This window comes from Pseudoxanthomonas sp. X-1 (assembly GCF_020042665.1).
GTDB lineage: Bacteria > Pseudomonadota > Gammaproteobacteria > Xanthomonadales > Xanthomonadaceae > Pseudoxanthomonas_A > Pseudoxanthomonas_A spadix_A.
Map to the genome: position 1 here is coordinate 1814351 of NZ_CP083376.1, position 16865 is coordinate 1831215.

Consider the following 16865-nt stretch of genomic DNA (forward strand, 5'->3'; position numbering starts at 1 on the left):
TAACGGTGCAGCGCCGCTTACCCCCCGCGGGTCGGGCGTTCGCGTCAGTCGGCAGCAGGGGCGGCGGGCGGACGTGCCGCCGGCTTGAGCCGCACATAGAGCTGCTTGCGCACGCGCGCCACGACCTCGCCTTCGGAATCGGTCACATCGACCTCGAACCAGGGCAGCGACTTCTGCCCGCCCGCAGTGTCCGCGCGCACCTGGGCCAGCGCCTCATCGGTGATGCGGAACTGCGCCGTGACCTTGCCGCGCCCCGGTTTGACGAACTCGATCTCCCCGGCCTTGTCCCACACGTAATAGTCGCGCCCCAGCGCATGCATCATCAGCAGCATCCAGAACGGGTCGGTCATCGCGAACAGGCTGCCGCCGAAATGGGAGCCGACGTAGTTGCGGTTCCACGGCCGCATGCGCAGCTCGACCCGCGCCTGGCGCCAGTCCGGCGCGATCTCGGCGACATGGATGCCGGTGAACAGGAACGGCGGCCACAGGTTCAGGCCATGGCGCAGCGTGGACGGTTTCATGACGGCCGGGCAGCGATATCGGGGCGGGAGGCGAGGCTAACATACGGATGGGTATGGAACGCAGCCCGACACAAGGCGAAGTTTGAAAGCCAAGGTGGGAGCGGCGATGAGGCTCTCCCGAGAAGCCCCATCGCCGCCATGGCGGCTCCCCGCCCGTTTGAACGCGGCCCCGGCGATCCGCCCAGGGCCGCTGCCGATCAGAACAGCAACGCCGACATCTTGCGGCGGTAGCGGCCGACCAGGTCCTCGTCCTCGATCACGCGGAAGGCGTCGATCAGCGACTTCTTCGCCAGCCCGTCCTCCCAGGCGCGGTCGCGGCGCAGCAGTTCGATGAACTGCTCCAGCGCGCCCTCGGCGTCGCCGGCCACCAGCCTGTGCACGCCCAGCAGATGGCGCGCGCGCAGATCGCCCTCGTCCTTGGCCAAGGCCGCTTCGAGCGCCTGCGGGGCCGGCGCGTCCTTGAGCTGGGCGGCGAAGCCCAGCCGCGCCCGCGCCTTGACCGCGCGCTCGTCGGTGGACAGGTTCGCCGGCAGCGCATCGAGCAGGGTCTCGGCCTCGGCGGCCTCGCCCGTGCCCAGCAGGGCCAGCGCCAGATCCAGCTTGAGCTCGTCCTTGTCCGGCTCGGCGGCGATCGCCTCGCGCAGCGCGGCGACCTGCTCGGCCGGCGGCAGCGGCGCCGCCTCGGCCGGCTCGGCGTCCTCGTTGGCGGCCGGCTGCACGCCGATCTGCTCGAGCACCTTGCGCAGCTCGCCCTCGGGCAGCGCGCCGGGGATGGCGCCCAGCACCTGGCCTTCCTTGAACACGACCATGGTCGGCACCGAGCGCACCTGGAACATCGCGGCCAGCTGCTGCTCCTGGTCGACATCGACCTTGGCCACCTTGAAGGCGCCGTTGTACTCGGCGGCGAGCTTTTCCAGGATCGGGCCCAGGGTCTTGCACGGGCCGCACCAGGTCGCCCAGAAGTCGACGATGATCGGTACCTGCAGCGACTGCTGCAGCACATCGGCCTCGAAGGTGTCGGTGGTGGCGTCGAAAACGTGCGGCTGGGCGGACATGGGGATTCCTTGCGACGGCAATGGGGGCACAGATGGAGCCGGGGCGGGGAGGATACAAGGCGCGGCCGGCCGCCATTGACAGGCGCGGCGCGGCCGCTAGCCTTGCGGCGCATGTCCGGACCTTCCCGCTTTCCTGCCGCCTTCGATGCGGCCAAGTGCGCCGCCGCGTGATCGCCCAGGTCCGGCGACGCTGGTGGCGCTGGTGCGTGCCGGCCGCGTCCGCGCTGTGGCTGGGCGCGTTGCTGGGCTTCGGCGCGGCGCTGCCTGGCTATGCGCAGTCGGTCCATCCGGTGGCGCTGCTGGGCGCGCAGGGGATTCCCGGCGCGGTGGCGTTCAACCTGTTCGGCTTCGTCCTGCCCGGCGCTCTGTGCGCGGCGGTCGCCGTCGCGCTGCGGTTGCGCCTGCCGCTGCACACCGGCTGGAGGCAGCGCATCGGCGCGCAGCTGATGTTCCTGTCCACGCTGGGCTTCGTGGCGATGGGCGTGTTCCGGCTCGACCCGGTACGCCTACAAGGCACCCAGACCCTGCTGCACGCCACCGCCTGGGGCCTGTGGTGGTCCACGGCGCTGGCCTCGGCGCTGCTGCTTGCGGGCGGATTGCGCGGCGATCCGGCCTGGCGCGGGCTGGTGCGCGTCGGCCCGCCGCTGGCCGCGCTCGCGGTGCTGTTCGCGCTGGTGCTCCCGGCGGTGTTGCCCGATGGGCTGTCCCAGCGCATGGCGATCGTGGCCTGGCTGGGCTGGTGCGGACTGGCCGCCACCAGCGGCCCGGATCGTCCGCTGACCGCGACATTGCGCGGCTGACCGCCGCGCCGCCGGGGTACCGCGCGGGTGCGCCGGGTGGTGCGCTGCGGTAGGCTTTGCGGCTTTGCAGCCGCTCGCGCCACGTTCCCGACCATGTCCGCCGTTCCCGAAACCCACGCCTACGACCCCAAGCAGGTCGAAACCTCCGCGCAACAGTTCTGGAATGCGACCAGGGCGTTCGAGGTCAACGAGACGTCCGACAAGCCCAAGTACTACTGCCTGTCCATGCTGCCGTATCCGTCCGGCGCGCTGCACATGGGCCACGTGCGCAACTACACCATCTCCGACGTCATCAGCCGCTACAAGCGCATGACCGGGCACAACGTGCTGCAGCCGATGGGCTGGGACGCGTTCGGCCTGCCGGCCGAGAACGCCGCGATCAAGAACAAGACGGCGCCGGCCAAGTGGACCTACGCCAACATCGCGCACATGCGCGAGCAGCTCAAGTCGCTGGGCTATGCCATCGACTGGACGCGCGAGTTCGCCACCTGCGCGCCGGACTACTACGTGCACGAGCAGCGCATGTTCACCCGCCTGCTGCGCAAGGGCCTGGCCTATCGCAAGGCCTCGGTGGTGAACTGGGATCCGGTGGACCAGACCGTGCTGGCCAACGAGCAGGTCATCGACGGCCGCGGCTGGCGCTCCGGCGCGCTGGTGGAGAAGCGCGAGATCCCGCAGTGGTTCCTGCGCATCACCGACTACGCCCAGGAGCTGCTGGACGGCCTGGACACGCTGGACGGCTGGCCCGAGTCGGTCAAGACGATGCAGCGCAACTGGATCGGGCGCTCGGAAGGCCTGGAGATCCAGTTCAACGTCGAGGGCGGCCATGAGCCGCTGACGGTGTTCACCACGCGACCGGACACGCTGATGGGCGTGACCTTCGTGTCCATCGCCGGCGAGCATCCGCTGGCGCTCAAGGCCGCGGCCGACAACCCCGAGCTGGCCGTGTTCCTGGAACAGCTCAAGCTGGGCGGCGTGTCCGAGGCCGAGCTGGAGACGCAGGAAAAGCGCGGCATGGACACCGGCCTGAAGGCGATCCATCCGATCACCGGCCAGGCCGTGCCGGTGTGGGTGGCCAACTTCGTGCTGATGGGCTACGGCACGGGCGCGGTGATGGCCGTGCCCGGCCACGACCAGCGCGATTTCGAGTTCGCCACCAAGTACGGCCTGCCGATCGTGCAGGTGATCGAGCTGAAGGAGCCGCGCAACGAGGCCGAGGCCAGCTACGACCCCACCGAATGGCGCGACTGGTACTCGGACAAGACCCGCGAGTTCCAGCTGATCAACTCGGCCGAGTTCGACGGCCTGGATTTCCGCGGCGCGTTCGAGGCGCTGGCCGAGCGCTTCGAGCGCAAGGGCCAGGGCCAGCGCCGGATCAACTACCGCCTGCGCGACTGGGGCGTGAGCCGCCAGCGCTACTGGGGCTGCCCGATCCCGGTGATCCACTGCCCGCGCTGCGGCGCGGTGCCCGTGCCCGACGACCAGCTGCCGGTGCTGCTGCCGGAGAACGTGACCCTGGATGGCGTGAAATCGCCGCTGAAGGCCGACCCGGAATGGCGCAAGACCACCTGCCCGGACTGCGGCGGGGCGGCCGAGCGCGAGACCGATACCTTCGACACCTTCATGGAGTCCAGCTGGTACGTGGCCCGCTACACCAGCCCGGGCGCGGCCACGATGGTGGACAAGCGCGCCAACTACTGGATGCCGGCGGACATGTACGTCGGCGGCATCGAGCACGCGATCCTGCACCTGATGTACTTCCGCTTCTATCACAAGCTCATGCGCGACGCGCGCATGGTGGACAGCGATGAGCCGGCGACCAACCTGCTGACCCAGGGCATGGTGATCGCCGAGACCTACTACCGCGAGAACGCCGACGGCTCGAAGGACTGGATCAACCCGGCCCTGGTGGACGTGCAGCGCGACGAGCGCGGCCGCATCGTCGGCGCCACCCTGAGCGCCGACGGCCTGCCGGTGCAGATCGGCGGCGTGGAGAAGATGTCCAAGTCGAAGAACAACGGCGTGGACCCGCAGGCGATGGTGGACCGGTTCGGCGCCGACACGGTGCGCCTGTTCTCCATGTTCGCCGCCCCGCCCGAGCAGTCGCTGGAATGGAACGAGGCCGGCGTGGAAGGCATGTCGCGCTTCCTGCGCCGCCTGTGGACCCAGGTGCAGCGCCATGCCGACGCCGGCGCGGCGCCGGCGCTGGAGGTGGCCGCGCTGGGCGCCGAGCAGAAGGCGCTGCGCCGCAAGACCCACGAGACCATCGCCAAGGTCGGCGACGACTACGGCAAGCGCCACGGCTTCAACACCGCCATCGCCGCGGTGATGGAGCTGTCCAACGCCCTGTCCAGGTTCGACGATGCCAGCGACCAGGGCCGCGCCGTGCGCCAGGAGGCGCTGGAGGCCGCAGTGCTGCTGCTCAACCCGATCACCCCGCACTCCAGCCATGCGCTGTGGCAGCTGCTGGGCCATGGCGAGACCCTGCTGGAGGACATCGCCTTCCCGCAGGCCGATGCGGCGGCCATGGTGCGCGATTCGGTGACCCTGGCCGTGCAGGTCAACGGCAAGCTGCGCGGCACCATCGAGGTGGCCGCCGATGCGCCGCGCGACCAGATCGAGGCGCTGGCCAAGGCCGAGCCCAACACCGCCAAGTTCCTAGAGGGCGTCACCCTGCGCAAGGTGATCGTCGTGCCGGGCAAGATCGTCAACCTGGTGGTGGGATGAGGTCTCAAGCGCTGTTCACGCGCGATCGTGCAGGCTCGCCCGCCCGCTTGCCGCCCGCGCGCGCCTCGTCCAGACTTCCGTCCATGAATGTGACCCCGATGCTGCGCCTGCTGGCCCTGTCCCTGCTCGTCTCCGTGCTGAGCGCCTGTGGTTTCCACCTGCGCAGCAAGATCGCGCTGCCCGCCGACCTGGGCCCGGTGAAGGTCTCGGCCACCGACCAGTACAGCCCGCTGGCGCGCGACCTGTCGGTGGGCCTGAAGGCCGCCGGCGCCATCCCGGCCGACGATCCCAAGGCCAAGGTCGCCACCCTGGACATCATGTCCGAGCGCTGGGGCGACCGCCCGATCGCGCTGGACGAGCAGGGCCGCGCGCAGGAATACAGCCTGCGCTACGCGGTGGTGTTCCGCTTCCTGCGCGCCGACGGCAGCGAGCTGGTGCCGCAGCAGGTGGTCGAGCTCTCGCGCGACTACGTGGCCGAGGCGACCAACCTGACCGGCGCCACCTCCGAGCGCGAGATCCTCGCCGACGAACTGCGCCGCGACATGTCGGCCTCGATCCTGCGCCGCATCGACAGCGTGGTGCGCGGCGTCGGCCGTCCGGGCGGCGCCACGGTGCAGTCGCCGGTCCCGCCGCCCGCGCCCTGATGGAACTGGCGCCGGACCGGCTGGTTGCCCAGAGCGCCGATGGCGAACTGGCGCCGGCCTACCTGATCGCCGGCCCGGAAACCCTGCTGGTGCTGGAAGCCGCCGACGCCGTGCGCGTCCGCGCGCGCGCGCTGGGCATCGCCGAACGCGAAGTCTTCGACGTGGAGGGCCGCGACATCGACTGGGCCGGCCTGCAGGCCAGCTTCGACGCGCCCAGCCTGTTCAGCGCCCGCCGCATCGTCGAGGTGCGCCTGCCGACCGGCAAGCCGGGCAAGGAGGGCGCCGAGGTCATCAGCGCGTTCTGCGCGCGGCCGCCGGCCGATGTGATCCTGCTGGTCACCGCCGGCGAATGGAGCAAGGCCCACCGCGGCAAGTGGGCCGACGCGATCGAGCGCATCGGGGTGCTGTCGGTGGCCTGGGCGATCAAGCCGCACGAACTGTCCGGCTGGGTGCAGGCACGGCTGCGCGCGCGCGGCCTGCGCGCCGACCGCGACGCCGTCGCCCTGCTGGTCGAGCGCGTGGAAGGCAATCTGCTGGCCGCCGCCCAGGAGATCGACAAGCTCGCCCTGCTGGTCGCGGGGCGCACGCTGGACCTGGCGACGATGGAATCGCTGGTGGCCGACGCCGCGCGCTTCGACGTGTTCCGCCTGATCGAGACCACGCTCTCGGGCCATGCCGCCCAGGCCTCGCGCATGCTCGCCGGCCTGCGCGCCGAGGGCGAGGCGGTGGCGGCGTTGATGCCGATGATCATCCGCAACCTGCTCAGCACCGCGCAGCTGGCCAGGGTGGCCGAGCGCGGCGGCAACCTGGCCGCCGAGATGAAGGGGCAGGGCATCTGGGAAAGCCGGCAGGCGCCGTTCAAGCGCGCCCTGCAGCGCCACGCCAGCGCCGCGCGCTGGGAGCGCTTCGTCGCCCAGGCCTCGCGCATCGACCGCATCGCCAAGGGCCGCGGCGACGGCGACGCCTGGGTCGCCCTGGAGCGCCTGCTGCTGGCGATCGCCGACGCGGCCGCGGTGCGGTTGGTGGCGTGAAGCGGGCCGGGATTCGGGAGTCGGGATTCGGGATCCGTGGGGCGCTTGAATCTGCGGTGCCCGAAGCGTTGCCGGAAACGCGTGATCCTGGGGCCGCGCCCTCGGGATCAGATCAGCGGCAGCCCGCGAACGGCGCAGATGCGCTTGCTTCTCCCGAATCCCCAATCCCGAATCCCCAATCCCGGCTCCACGTCTACTACGGCGGCACTTTCGACCCCTTCCACAACGGCCACCTGGCGATCGCCCAGCTGGCCGCCGCCGCGCTGGCGGCGCCGGTGACCCTGGTGCCGGCGGCCGATCCGCCGCATCGCCCGCCGCCTGGCGCCGACGCGGGGCAGCGCCTGGCGATGCTGGAAGCGGCCGTGGCCGGCATGCCGGAACTGCGCGTGGACCGGCGCGAGCTGGATCGCCCCGGACATTCCTACACCGTGGACACCCTGCGCAGCCTCCGGGAGGAGCTGGGGCCGCAGGCGCCCCTGGTCCTGCTGCTCGGCGCCGACAGCTTCCTGGGATTGCCGGGCTGGCATCGCTGGCAGGACCTGTTCGCCCTGGCCCACCTGGCGGTCGCCGAACGCGCCGGCAGCAGACTGGGCGAGTTGCCGGCCGCGCTTGCGGCGCAGGTGGAGCCGCGCTGGATGCAGGACCCGGCGGCGCTGCACGGCGCGCCGGCCGGTCACGTCCTGCGCCTGCGCCAGCCGCTGCAGCTGGAGTCGGCCAGCGAGGTCCGGCGGCGGATCGCCGCAGGCGGCGACTGGCAGGCGCTGGTGCCGCCGCCCGTCGCCGCGTTCATCCGTGCCCACGGCCTGTACGGGGTGGCGGGGCTATAATCGCGGCCTGTCCGGCCCCTCCAAGTGCTTCTTTTGTCCAGCCAAGCCCAAGTCATCAAGACCCGCCTGCCCAGCCCGCCCCCGGCCCTGCCGGTGCTGCTCGCCACCGTCCACGATGCCGTCAACGAGCTCAAGGCCAAGGATGTCGTCGAGATCGACGTGCGTGGCAAGTCCAGCGTCGCCGACTTCCTGATCATCGCCTCCGGCACCTCGACCCGGCATGTGAAGTCGATCGCCGACGAAGTGGTGAAGTTCGCCAAGAAGCTCGACGTGATGCCGCTGGGCGTGGAAGGCGAGCGCGAGGCCGAGTGGGTGCTGGTGGACCTGGGCGACGTGATCGTCCACGTCATGCTGCCGCGCGTGCGCGAGTTCTACGCGCTGGAGCGCCTGTGGACGGTCGGCGATCAGCCGCCCGAGGAGCAGGAGTGAGTGGGAAGGAGTGAGGGGTGAGTAGGAACAAAGCACCCGCTCGGTCCATCCCGCTGTTTTCGCTCGCTTCTCTCTTCTCGCTCATCTCCGCGCGTTCCACGCCTGAAGCATGAAGGCCCGGCTGATCGCCACCGGTGAGCGCGCGCCCGGCTGGGTGGCGCAGGGGTTCGCCGAGTACCAGAAGCGGCTCTCGCACTGGCTGCCGTTCGACCTGGTCGAGGTCACGCCCGGCTTGCGCGGCAAGCATCGCGATGCGCAGCGCGCCATCGAGGACGAAGGCCAGCGCGTGCTGGCCGCCCTGCCAAAGGGCGCGCATATCGTCGCGCTGGAAGTGACGGGGAAACAGCATTCTTCCGAGCAGCTGGCCCAGCGCCTGGAGCACTGGCGCGGGCAGGGGCGTGATCTGGCCTTCCTGATCGGCGGTCCGGAAGGGCATTCGCCGGACGTGCTCGCCGCCGCGCACGAGACCTGGTCGCTCGGCCCGCTGACCCTGCCGCACATGCTGGCCCGGCTGCTCGTCGCCGAGCAGCTCTATCGCGCCGCGGCCATGCTGGCCAACCATCCCTACCACCGCGCCTGATCCTGTGTGCCGCGGGCGGGCCAACGGACGCCGGCGAAGATCGCCGGCGCCGTGGCATGCGGCGGATGCCGCACGGGTTCAGCGCAGGCTGAAGTCCACCGGCACCCGACCGTAGGCCTGGACCGCGCGGCCGTCCTGCATGGCCGGCTGGAACTTCCACGCCTTGAGCACCTGCGTCCGCGCGGCCCGGTCCAGGTCGCGATTGCCGCTGCTGGTCTCGATGGTCGCCTCCAGCGGCGTGCCGTCCACGTCGACCAGTACGCGCAGGATCACGGTGCCCTCCGCGTGGCTTGCGATCGCGCTGCGCGGGTAGGCCGGCGCCGGCGCATGCACGTAGGACAGCGAGGCCGAGGCCAGCGGGCCGGACGGCGCCTGGGCGGGGCCGGTCTCCACCGCGGTCGGCTCGGCCATCGTGGGCGGCGCGGGATCTGCCATGGTCTGCGTGGCCGCGACCGGGACATCGACCGGCCTTGCCACCGTGATCGGCGTCGGGGCTGGCGTGGTGCGCTGGGTCGGCGCAGGGCGTGCCGGCGTGGGCCTGGGCGGTGGCGCCACCGTGGCCTCCACGGGCTTATGGATCAACTCGAAATCCGTCTTCGCCTGGTCGTGCACAGGCGCCGCCAGCGGCGGCAGCGTGGCCGGGATCAGCAGCAGCATGAAGGCCAGCGCGTGCACCAGCATCGCCGCGGCGATGCCGCTGATGCGCGCCACATTGACTCGCCCTTCCGGGCCATAGGGGAGCGTACGAACCATGGACCACCTCCGTTGTCGGGACATGCTTCACAGCAAACGTGCGGGCGCTCGGATTGGGGTTGGATGGGAATTCCGCCACTCCGGCTGGTCAACAATGCGCCGCGTCCTACCTGTCCGGCAAGGGCTAGTGCCGAGCCAATGCGCTCGCCATGGGCTGGAGCATGGCCGCATAGGGCGCCCACTTGGGTGTTTCGCGCGCCTGGATGCCTTCGCGGACCTGCACCGCGCTCGCGGTAACCACGCCACGCTTGCGCGCGTCGAACTGCAGCATGCGGGGGTCATAACTCAAACCGCAGAACTCGCAGACCTCGCGCAGCACCTTTTCCGGCTCCCTCACCAAGCGGGCATAGTCCACGTCCATGATTCGGCCCGGAAAACGGCGATGCCAGTGTTCCATCAGACGTTGGTACTGCTGGTGATAGGCAGCGAGCTCAGATAGGTCGTAGCTGTAAGGATTTGCGTCAGAAAACAACTCCCGGAGATTGGAAAAGCAGGTTTCGACGGGATCGCGCACCATGTGAAGAATCTTGGCCTGCGGCAGCGCGGGAGCAATGAAGCCGAGGTTGAGAAAATTGGAAGGAAGTTTGTCGGTGAAGAATTGCTCGCCATTCAGTCGCCAGGCAATGCCTTGTAGGTAGCGGCGGCCGGCCGCCGCGAGATCGGCGCTTGCTGCGCGTCGCACCAAATGGATGTCGACAACTCCCCGGCAATGATAGTCGGTGGCGTCGCGCATGGCGCTGGTAAAGTCGTAAAGCTCGCCGATTCCGCGCACGTCAGGGGCGCCATCGAGCATCTGTTCGAGGAGCGTCGTTCCGGAGCGGTGCATGCCGACGATAAAGATCGGGACGGTGTCCGTGCGCCGCGCAGGGGGATGATCTGCGGGTGAGAACGCGATCAGCTCATCGAACAGAGCGCTTGTTTCCGCAGTCGAGTAGGAAAGGGTGGACCGTTTGGCGCGGCAGCCAAGCATCAAGGCGTTCCAGGCCTCCTCGGGCCTGCCCAGGTCGTCAAGCTCCTTGTGCAAGGCGAACGCAAGCAGGGCGATGTCCTCCGGTCGACGGTTGGGGCGATGAAGCTCGGCATTGATTGAATTGACGTGATGCGAACCGGCCTGCTGTCTGCGTAAAAATGCCTGCAACCACCAACCCTGCGCGATCTCCGGAGCGCGCTTGAGCGCATGCGAGACATCCTGCTCCGCTTCGCGGAACCGGCCCAGGTAGGTCAAGACCTGAGTGCGAGCCAGAAGCGTGGGGGGATAGTCAGGGTCGGCTCGGCGTGCCTCGTCGAGCAAACCGATCGCTTCGTCAGGCAAATTGGCGTAACTCAGATGAGCGGCAGCCTTGAGCAGGACCGGAATCGACATGCGCGATACCGGCATCATGCGTTGCACGCAATCCCGCATCGCCGGTATTTCATTGAAGGTCCGGAGGCGCGGTAACAGCTCCATGAGTGCTTTTGGCGAGTGGGTCCCGGTTGCCCATGCGTCCATCGCATATCGTCTTGCGCGGCGATACCGCCCACTCAATGAGTGGACATAAGAAAGCTGAAGCAGGGTCTGTGCATCGCCTGGTCGCAATGCCAAGGCCTGCTCGTAAAGCGTGATGGCCTCGGCGAATTGCCTCTGCGACGCAGCCTGTTCGGCCCTGGCAAGCAATGCGTCATACGAGTCCTGGCTCATGTCAGCCGTTGTCCATCATGGCTTTCAGTGGTGCGAGCTGCGATGCATAGCGCAGCCATGCACCTCTGCCCTTCTGGTTGATTTGATCGCGGACCTGACTGCTGCTCGCGGTGGCAACCGCGGAAGTATTGCTGCTGAGGTCAGTCAAGCCTGTGGCGGCAGGAAGTCCAAGGAAATCCAACGTTGCCGCGATCGTCTGCTCGGGTGCTTGCACGAGGGTTTCGTAGGAGATGACCCGAATGGCGTCCGGATTCTGATGACTCCATCCTTTGATCAGGCGTGAGACGCCGCTTACCCGCACTGCCAGCGACTGGAAGTCATAGCTGTAGGCGTAGGCGCCGCCTTGGAAGAGCTCTTTGAGATTCGAGAATGCGGCATCCATCGGATCGCGAACAAGCACGAGGATCTTCGCTTGCGGCATGGCCCGGATGATCAGTGGCAGGTTGAACAGGTTCTGAGGATTCTTGTCGATCGCATACGCTGTCGCTGAAGCGTGCTGACGCAGCCGCTGTTGGTATGCGTGACCCACTGCCTTGAGGTCGATGTCGAGAAACGCGGCGGGATCCTCCTCATCCAGTAACGTGCCGAAGAAATGGTTGGTCGCCTGGCTGACCGCTGCGGCGAAGTCGTTGCGTTCCCCCGCGCTGCTGACCCAGCCATGGTTGCCCAGGATGCGATCCAGCAGTGTGGTGCCCGTTCTGGGAAGGCCGACGATGAATATGGGACGAGGCTGGAACTGGTAAGTTGCCGCGTTTGCGCCCTGGGGCTCGCAGCCAAGCGACTGGAGTGCTCGGATCCGTTGCTTGTCCAGGGCGGGGTTGTGCTTGAGGCGCTGATGCATCAGTTCGGATCCGCGCGATAGCGCCTTCCAGGCCGCATCGAACTGTTCCAGGCGGTCAAGCTCATGGAACAGCGCATACAGTAGGTGGACCTGCTCCAGGCTATCGGCGGCGTAACGTGATTGCGACGCTTCGATGCGCGCTAGACGTTCGCTTGCGCCTTCTCGGCGCCCATGCGTAGCGAGCGCCCAATGCACATCCACAGTGTGGGGTTGCAGCGCCTGGGCGCGCAAGTAATGCGCGGTGGCGTCCTTCGCCCGCCCCAGATAGCGCAGTACGTTGCCCCGGGTGAATGAAAGCAGGGCGTTCTCCGCGACCTTGGACTGTACCGCGTCCAGAAAACGCAATGCATCGTGAAAACGACCCGCAAGCCACAGGTGCTGTGCAAGCGCGGGCGATTGCCGCAGCACTTCCGGATCAGTCCAGTCCGTCGCCAGGATCAGTGCCGCCACCTCGTTTTCCTCCGAGAAATCGAGCAGCCGCTGCGTCACGAATGCAAGTAAACGGGTGCTGGCGCCGGATCTGATCTGGTCGGCGGCCGTCAAGGCATGTTGTCGCGCCCCACGATAGTCATCATTGAACTGAGCGAAACGCGACAGCCGTAGCCGTGCCGGTATGTGGCGCGGCTCATGATCAAGAATGGCCTGATAGCTCGATTGCGCCGTCGCCAGGTCTCCCTTTGCCTCGAGCGCCTGTCCCGTGCGCCACAGGTGATCCAATGTCTGCTGCATGATCCGCCAGCGGTGGAGAGGTGCGCCAAGAATAGCGGTACGGCAGGAAAGAGGACGGCCGCCTTGTGGCGGCCGTCCGGTATGACTCCTGTTCCAGCATGAAATCAGAAGTCGTATTGCACCATGAAGCGCGCGCTACGCGGCGCCTGGTAGGCACGGGCCAGGCCATAGGTGTTCAGAGGAGTGCCATCCGTCTGATAGCCGTTCTCGGCGACTTCACTGACGGCAGTCACCTTCTGGTTATTGAAGACGTTGAACACGTCGATCTTGAACTGCAGCCCCGGCGCCCACAGCGGCGCGTACGCCACGTTCAGGTCAATCGAGTTGGTCCACGGCAGACGTCCAGCCTTGCCACGGGGCACCGCGCTCACTGGCCCGGAAGCGCCAATCTCCGTCGTGCCGCAGCGGAAGAAGCTGGAACCATACGGGTGAGGGCTGAAGTTGTCGGAGCCCGGAGCGGGATTCAGATCAAGGTCGCCCAGGCAGTTCTTCGGGCGCCCGGATTGAACGATCAAATTGGCGCCGACAGACCATTCGTCCGTGAATTGATAGTTGCCAAAGATCTTGACGCTGTGGCGACGGTCGTTGGGCAGGTAACCGTATGCGTCAACCATGAGCTCCTTGTAATCGAAGTCCTGTGTCACGCTGGTATCGGCCTGTCCGATATCCGATTTCACCCCGCCTTCGGTGTTGCCCTTGTTCCAGGCGATGGTCCAGGAAGCCTGGATGAAGAGGCGATCCCAGTACCCGTTCCAGAACAGGTCGAGCGCCTTGTACGTACGCTTGGCGTCGGGTGAGAGCAGGCTGCCATCGATCTTGTACTCGGTCAGCGTGCCGTTGTCCTCGATATCCGTCAGGTACACCGGATCCTTGCCGGGATTGAACATGCGGCAATAGGGGAAGCCTGCGCTCGGCAGTACCGGATCCAGCCCATCCTCGATGGCGCGGTTGTAGATGGGCGTGTAATCGCAGTTGTCGTCGATTGCCGCTTTCAGCTTGCGGTAGGTGCCCTTGGCGCCGATCGACTGGTGTTCGGTAAGCTGCTGCTCGAAACCAAGGATGTATTCGTCCTGATACATCGGATCAAGGTTCTTGGCCGCGATCGTTTCAGGATTCTTGGGTTCGCCCGTCTCTGCATTGACGTACGACAGCGCGCTACGCGGCGTGGGATTGACAGGTGCTCCCGTGACGGGGTCGACCTGGGTGAAGTTGAAGTTCTGCCTGGTGAACAGGGAGGCGCTCGCGCCGCGGACCGCCACGCTCGGCGTGAGGGGAAGCGCGTAACGACCCGCGTTGCCGTAGAACTTCAGGCTCGAATCGCCGTTGACGTCCCATGAGAAGCCCAGGCGGGGGCCGAACTGCTTGTCGATCTTGACGTAGGTGGCGCCGTCGCCGTTGAGATTCTCGAACGTGTCCCAGCGGGCGCCGATGTAGGCCAGGAAATTATCGGTGACGTTCCAGCTGTCTTCGACATAGAACGCCCATTGCTTCAGTTTGACGGTCGAGCCCTGCTGCACGATCTGCTCACGGACAATGTCGAAATCATCCGCGGTGTTGAGTTGACCGTCGGGGCCAACGTTCGTGGAATAGCGCCAAATGCGGCCACCCTCGTAGGCCTGGCCCGCCACCGACTCATAATCATCGCGGTCGTAACCGAACCGGATCAGATGGTCGCCCAACGCCCACTCTGCGTCGACGCGATACTGGTCACGGGTGTCCTTCGAATCCTTGCGGTCGATGGAGCCTCCCGTGATGTTGCAGGTACTGCCGTAAACGCCAGTCGCCGCCTTGCGCAGATCCGAGCGCGCATCGACGATGATGGGGCAGCCGGTAGCGGGCACATTCAGATCACCGCCGTACTCCACGAGATCGCCTGCGGCGGTGCGCAGGTAGGTCGAGCGGTCAAAGGTCCCGTGGCCGTAGAGGGCGGTCAGGGTGAAGTTGTCGGTCAGGTAGCCTGTGTACTTTCCGATGTAGTTCTCACCACCGTTCTCGCTGTGGGAGGTGCCGATGAGTGCGCCGCGATCCAGCTCGCCGGGTTCGTTGAGATAGGTCCTGCTCTTGGTCTTCTGCGTATCCTTGAACGCGGTGAACTCGAGCTTGTTGCTGTCGTTGATGTTCCAGTCCATCTTCAACACCCAGTTCGGATTGTCCACCGAATCTTTGGTGTTGTTGAAAGAGTCGACATTCCCCCACGCCTGGCTGTCCTTCTGGCTGTACTGCAGCAGGCCGTAGACGAACAGGTGATCCTTGACCAACGCGCCGCTGGCCCAGACCGCTCCCACCCACTCGTCCTCTTCGTCCTTGGAATTGTCTTCTTCAAGCTTGCCGAAGGAGTTCGGGGTCAGCGGGTTGGCGTAGTAGACATTCTTCGTCTTGGCGCGCAGCGAGTCCGGTGACCAGAACACATTGGCGCCAGCATGGAAGTCGTTTGTGCCCTGCTTGGTGATGATGTTGATCACGCCGCCGGTCGAGCGACCAAACTCCGCGCCATAACCGCCAGTCTTGACCTGCTGCTGAGCAATGGCTTCGAACGGGATCTTGGAAAAATTCAGGTTGCGAAACGTGTTCGTCACGTTGAAGCCGTTGACGTAGTACTGGTTTTCAGCGACCGATGAGCCACCAAACGAGGCGAGATTTCCAAACGCGTTGTCGCCACGCACGGTGCCTGGGGCCAGCAGCGCCACGGATGTGGTGTCGCGCGACACCGGAATCTTTGCAAGCTGTTCAGCGGTGAAGACGCTCGTCGATTCAACCGAGGAAACGTCGATCTGGCTCGCGATAGCGGTACCGCGCACAGTCACGGTATCGAGCGTCGCGGCCGAGCCGCCGGAAGTGGTGAAATTGACCGGCGTACCGCCGCCGATGCTGACGTAGACCCCTTCGCGGGAAGCGATTGCAGCGCCGCCGTCACCCTGGAGCGTCACGTTGTAGCTTCCTGGTGACAGGGCCGAGAACCTGTACGTACCGTCGGCGCCGACAGTGGTGGAGCGACTAAAGCCGGTGCTCGGATTGACGATCTGAACCGTCGATCCAGCGGTGGCCTGACCAAAGATCGCACCCTGCGTGTTCGATTGCGCAAAGGCGACGGTGCTGAAGCACATGCCCAGGGCGACGCTAAGGGCGGTGCGTTGCATGGCTTTCTTGGTGCGATTGACTGCCACAGTCTCTCTCCTGACTACGGAATGAATGCAAGTTCCCATGTGTCATCCATGGCATTAAAAGACACACGGTTAACTCGAATTTAGCGATCAGTGCCGTGAAAGTCACGAAAAATTAATTCTTTGCGCTGTGCGTCAAATTCCAGTTTTCTGTTCATGTTTGTCTGAGGGCCCGGCACGCTATGAAACGCGTGACATAAAAAAAGGCCGCGTTGCCGCGGCCTTTCGGGTCAAACAGGGAAAACGCGTTCGCTGAAGGCTAGCGCCCCAGCTCGAACACCACCTCGATGCTTACGCTGAGCGTGGTTTCGCCGGGCGAGACGGGCGTGGCGTCGGCCTTGGCGGCACGAGCCATCATCATCACCGGCCGGGGCGCGCCGCCGCTGCCGGACTCGGAGATGCTGACGATGCGGCGGACCTTCAGGCCCAGGCCCTTGGCGTAGGTCTCGGCGCGGGCCTGGGCCTTCTTCAGCGCGTCCAGGCGGGCCTGGTCGTAGACCGGGTCGGGCTGGTCGATCTCGAAGGTCGGGCCGTTGATCTCGTTGGCACCCTGGGCGGCCAGCGCGTCCAGCACCTGGCCCAGGTCGGCGATCTTGCGCACCTTCAGGCTGACCGTGTTGGTGGCCTGGTAGCCGGTGATCTTGGGTGCCTGGTTGTCGCGGTAGTCGTACTGCGGATTGAGCATCACGCCGCTGGTCTGGATGTCGCGCTCGGCGATGCCGGCCTTGCGGATGGCGGCCATGACCTGGGTCATCTGGGTGGCGTTCTGGCGCATGGCGGTGTTGCCGTCGGCGGCCTGGGTCACCACGCCGGCCGAGATCGTGGCGATGTCGGGCGCGCGGCTGGCTTCGGCCTGGGAGGAGATCGACAGCAGCGTGCCGTCGGCGGGCAGGGCATAGCCGGCGGCGGCGGTCTGCGCGGAAGCGGTCATGGCGGGGGCTCCAAGGGCGAAGGCCAGTGCGATCAGCAGCGGGCGGAGGCGGTGGGTGCGCATCGTTGTGGTTCCTCGATGGAAGTGGGTGGAGTGTCGTCGCGGGAAGATGAACGGGCCGTCGGCCGCCGCGGGGTTGCGCGTCTCCTGGTCGTGTG

At 66.7% G+C, this 16865-nt stretch carries 14 protein-coding genes; 7 read left to right on the top strand and 7 right to left on the bottom strand.

What is annotated here, in order from left to right; translation table 11 throughout:
• Nucleotides 1–44: 44 nt before the first annotated feature.
• The gene (locus LAJ50_RS08110) at nucleotides 45–521 is read right to left on the bottom strand and encodes a DUF4442 domain-containing protein (protein WP_130553217.1); all 477 of its coding nucleotides are present in this window, start codon (nucleotides 519–521) and stop codon (nucleotides 45–47) included.
• Nucleotides 522–718: 197 nt separating this feature from the next.
• The gene (gene trxA, locus LAJ50_RS08115) at nucleotides 719–1576 is read right to left on the bottom strand and encodes a thioredoxin (RefSeq protein WP_138654782.1); all 858 of its coding nucleotides are present in this window, start codon (nucleotides 1574–1576) and stop codon (nucleotides 719–721) included.
• Nucleotides 1577–1731: 155 nt separating this feature from the next.
• Between trxA and LAJ50_RS08120 the strand changes: the two genes are divergently transcribed.
• The 7 genes from LAJ50_RS08120 to rlmH all read left to right on the top strand — a co-directional run bounded on the left by LAJ50_RS08120 (nucleotide 1732) and on the right by rlmH (nucleotide 8614).
• Nucleotides 1732–2376 carry a DUF998 domain-containing protein gene (locus LAJ50_RS08120; RefSeq protein ID WP_171044664.1) on the top strand — a complete coding sequence of 215 codons (645 nt, stop codon included), beginning with the start codon at nucleotides 1732–1734 and terminating at the stop codon, nucleotides 2374–2376.
• A 93-nt stretch (nucleotides 2377–2469) separates the two neighbouring features.
• Nucleotides 2470–5103, top strand: coding sequence for a leucine--tRNA ligase (leuS, locus tag LAJ50_RS08125; RefSeq protein WP_138654778.1), 2634 nt, complete (start codon nucleotides 2470–2472; stop codon nucleotides 5101–5103).
• A gap of 98 nt (nucleotides 5104–5201) precedes the next feature.
• Complete coding sequence (gene lptE, locus LAJ50_RS08130) at nucleotides 5202–5747, top strand: LPS assembly lipoprotein LptE (protein ID WP_130552719.1); 546 nt, start codon at nucleotides 5202–5204, stop codon at nucleotides 5745–5747.
• Nucleotides 5747–6778, top strand: a complete 1032-nt coding sequence (holA, locus tag LAJ50_RS08135) for a DNA polymerase III subunit delta (RefSeq protein WP_138654776.1) — start codon at nucleotides 5747–5749, stop codon at nucleotides 6776–6778. The genes lptE and holA overlap by 1 nt, the downstream gene beginning before the upstream one ends.
• Nucleotides 6779–6834: 56 nt before the next feature.
• The gene (gene nadD, locus LAJ50_RS08140; RefSeq protein WP_224096519.1) at nucleotides 6835–7605 is read left to right on the top strand and encodes a nicotinate-nucleotide adenylyltransferase; all 771 of its coding nucleotides are present in this window, start codon (nucleotides 6835–6837) and stop codon (nucleotides 7603–7605) included.
• A 33-nt stretch (nucleotides 7606–7638) separates the two neighbouring features.
• Nucleotides 7639–8034 (top strand): ribosome silencing factor, encoded by a 396-nt coding sequence (gene rsfS, locus LAJ50_RS08145; protein ID WP_130521277.1) that lies wholly within the window; start codon nucleotides 7639–7641, stop codon nucleotides 8032–8034.
• 109 nt (nucleotides 8035–8143) lie between these two features.
• Entirely contained in the window at nucleotides 8144–8614 is a 471-nt protein-coding gene (rlmH, locus tag LAJ50_RS08150) for a 23S rRNA (pseudouridine(1915)-N(3))-methyltransferase RlmH (protein ID WP_138654774.1), read from the top strand.
• Nucleotides 8615–8692: 78 nt separating this feature from the next.
• Here the strand turns inward: rlmH and LAJ50_RS08155 are convergent, their stop codons facing one another.
• The 5 genes from LAJ50_RS08155 to LAJ50_RS08175 all read right to left on the bottom strand — a co-directional run bounded on the left by LAJ50_RS08155 (nucleotide 8693) and on the right by LAJ50_RS08175 (nucleotide 16770).
• The gene (locus tag LAJ50_RS08155; RefSeq protein WP_138654772.1) at nucleotides 8693–9367 is read right to left on the bottom strand and encodes an energy transducer TonB; all 675 of its coding nucleotides are present in this window, start codon (nucleotides 9365–9367) and stop codon (nucleotides 8693–8695) included.
• Nucleotides 9368–9491: 124 nt separating this feature from the next.
• Complete coding sequence (locus LAJ50_RS08160; RefSeq protein ID WP_138654770.1) at nucleotides 9492–11045, bottom strand: sulfotransferase; 1554 nt, start codon at nucleotides 11043–11045, stop codon at nucleotides 9492–9494.
• 1 nt (nucleotide 11046) lies between these two features.
• Nucleotides 11047–12615 carry a sulfotransferase gene (locus LAJ50_RS08165; protein WP_138654768.1) on the bottom strand — a complete coding sequence of 523 codons (1569 nt, stop codon included), beginning with the start codon at nucleotides 12613–12615 and terminating at the stop codon, nucleotides 11047–11049.
• A gap of 104 nt (nucleotides 12616–12719) precedes the next feature.
• Nucleotides 12720–15779 carry a TonB-dependent receptor gene (locus LAJ50_RS08170; RefSeq protein ID WP_171044663.1) on the bottom strand — a complete coding sequence of 1020 codons (3060 nt, stop codon included), beginning with the start codon at nucleotides 15777–15779 and terminating at the stop codon, nucleotides 12720–12722.
• 256 nt (nucleotides 15780–16035) lie between these two features.
• Nucleotides 16036–16770: an SIMPL domain-containing protein gene (locus tag LAJ50_RS08175; RefSeq protein WP_138654764.1), complete on the bottom strand. Its 735-nt coding sequence runs from the start codon at nucleotides 16768–16770 to the stop codon at nucleotides 16036–16038.
• Nucleotides 16771–16865 lie beyond the last annotated feature (95 nt).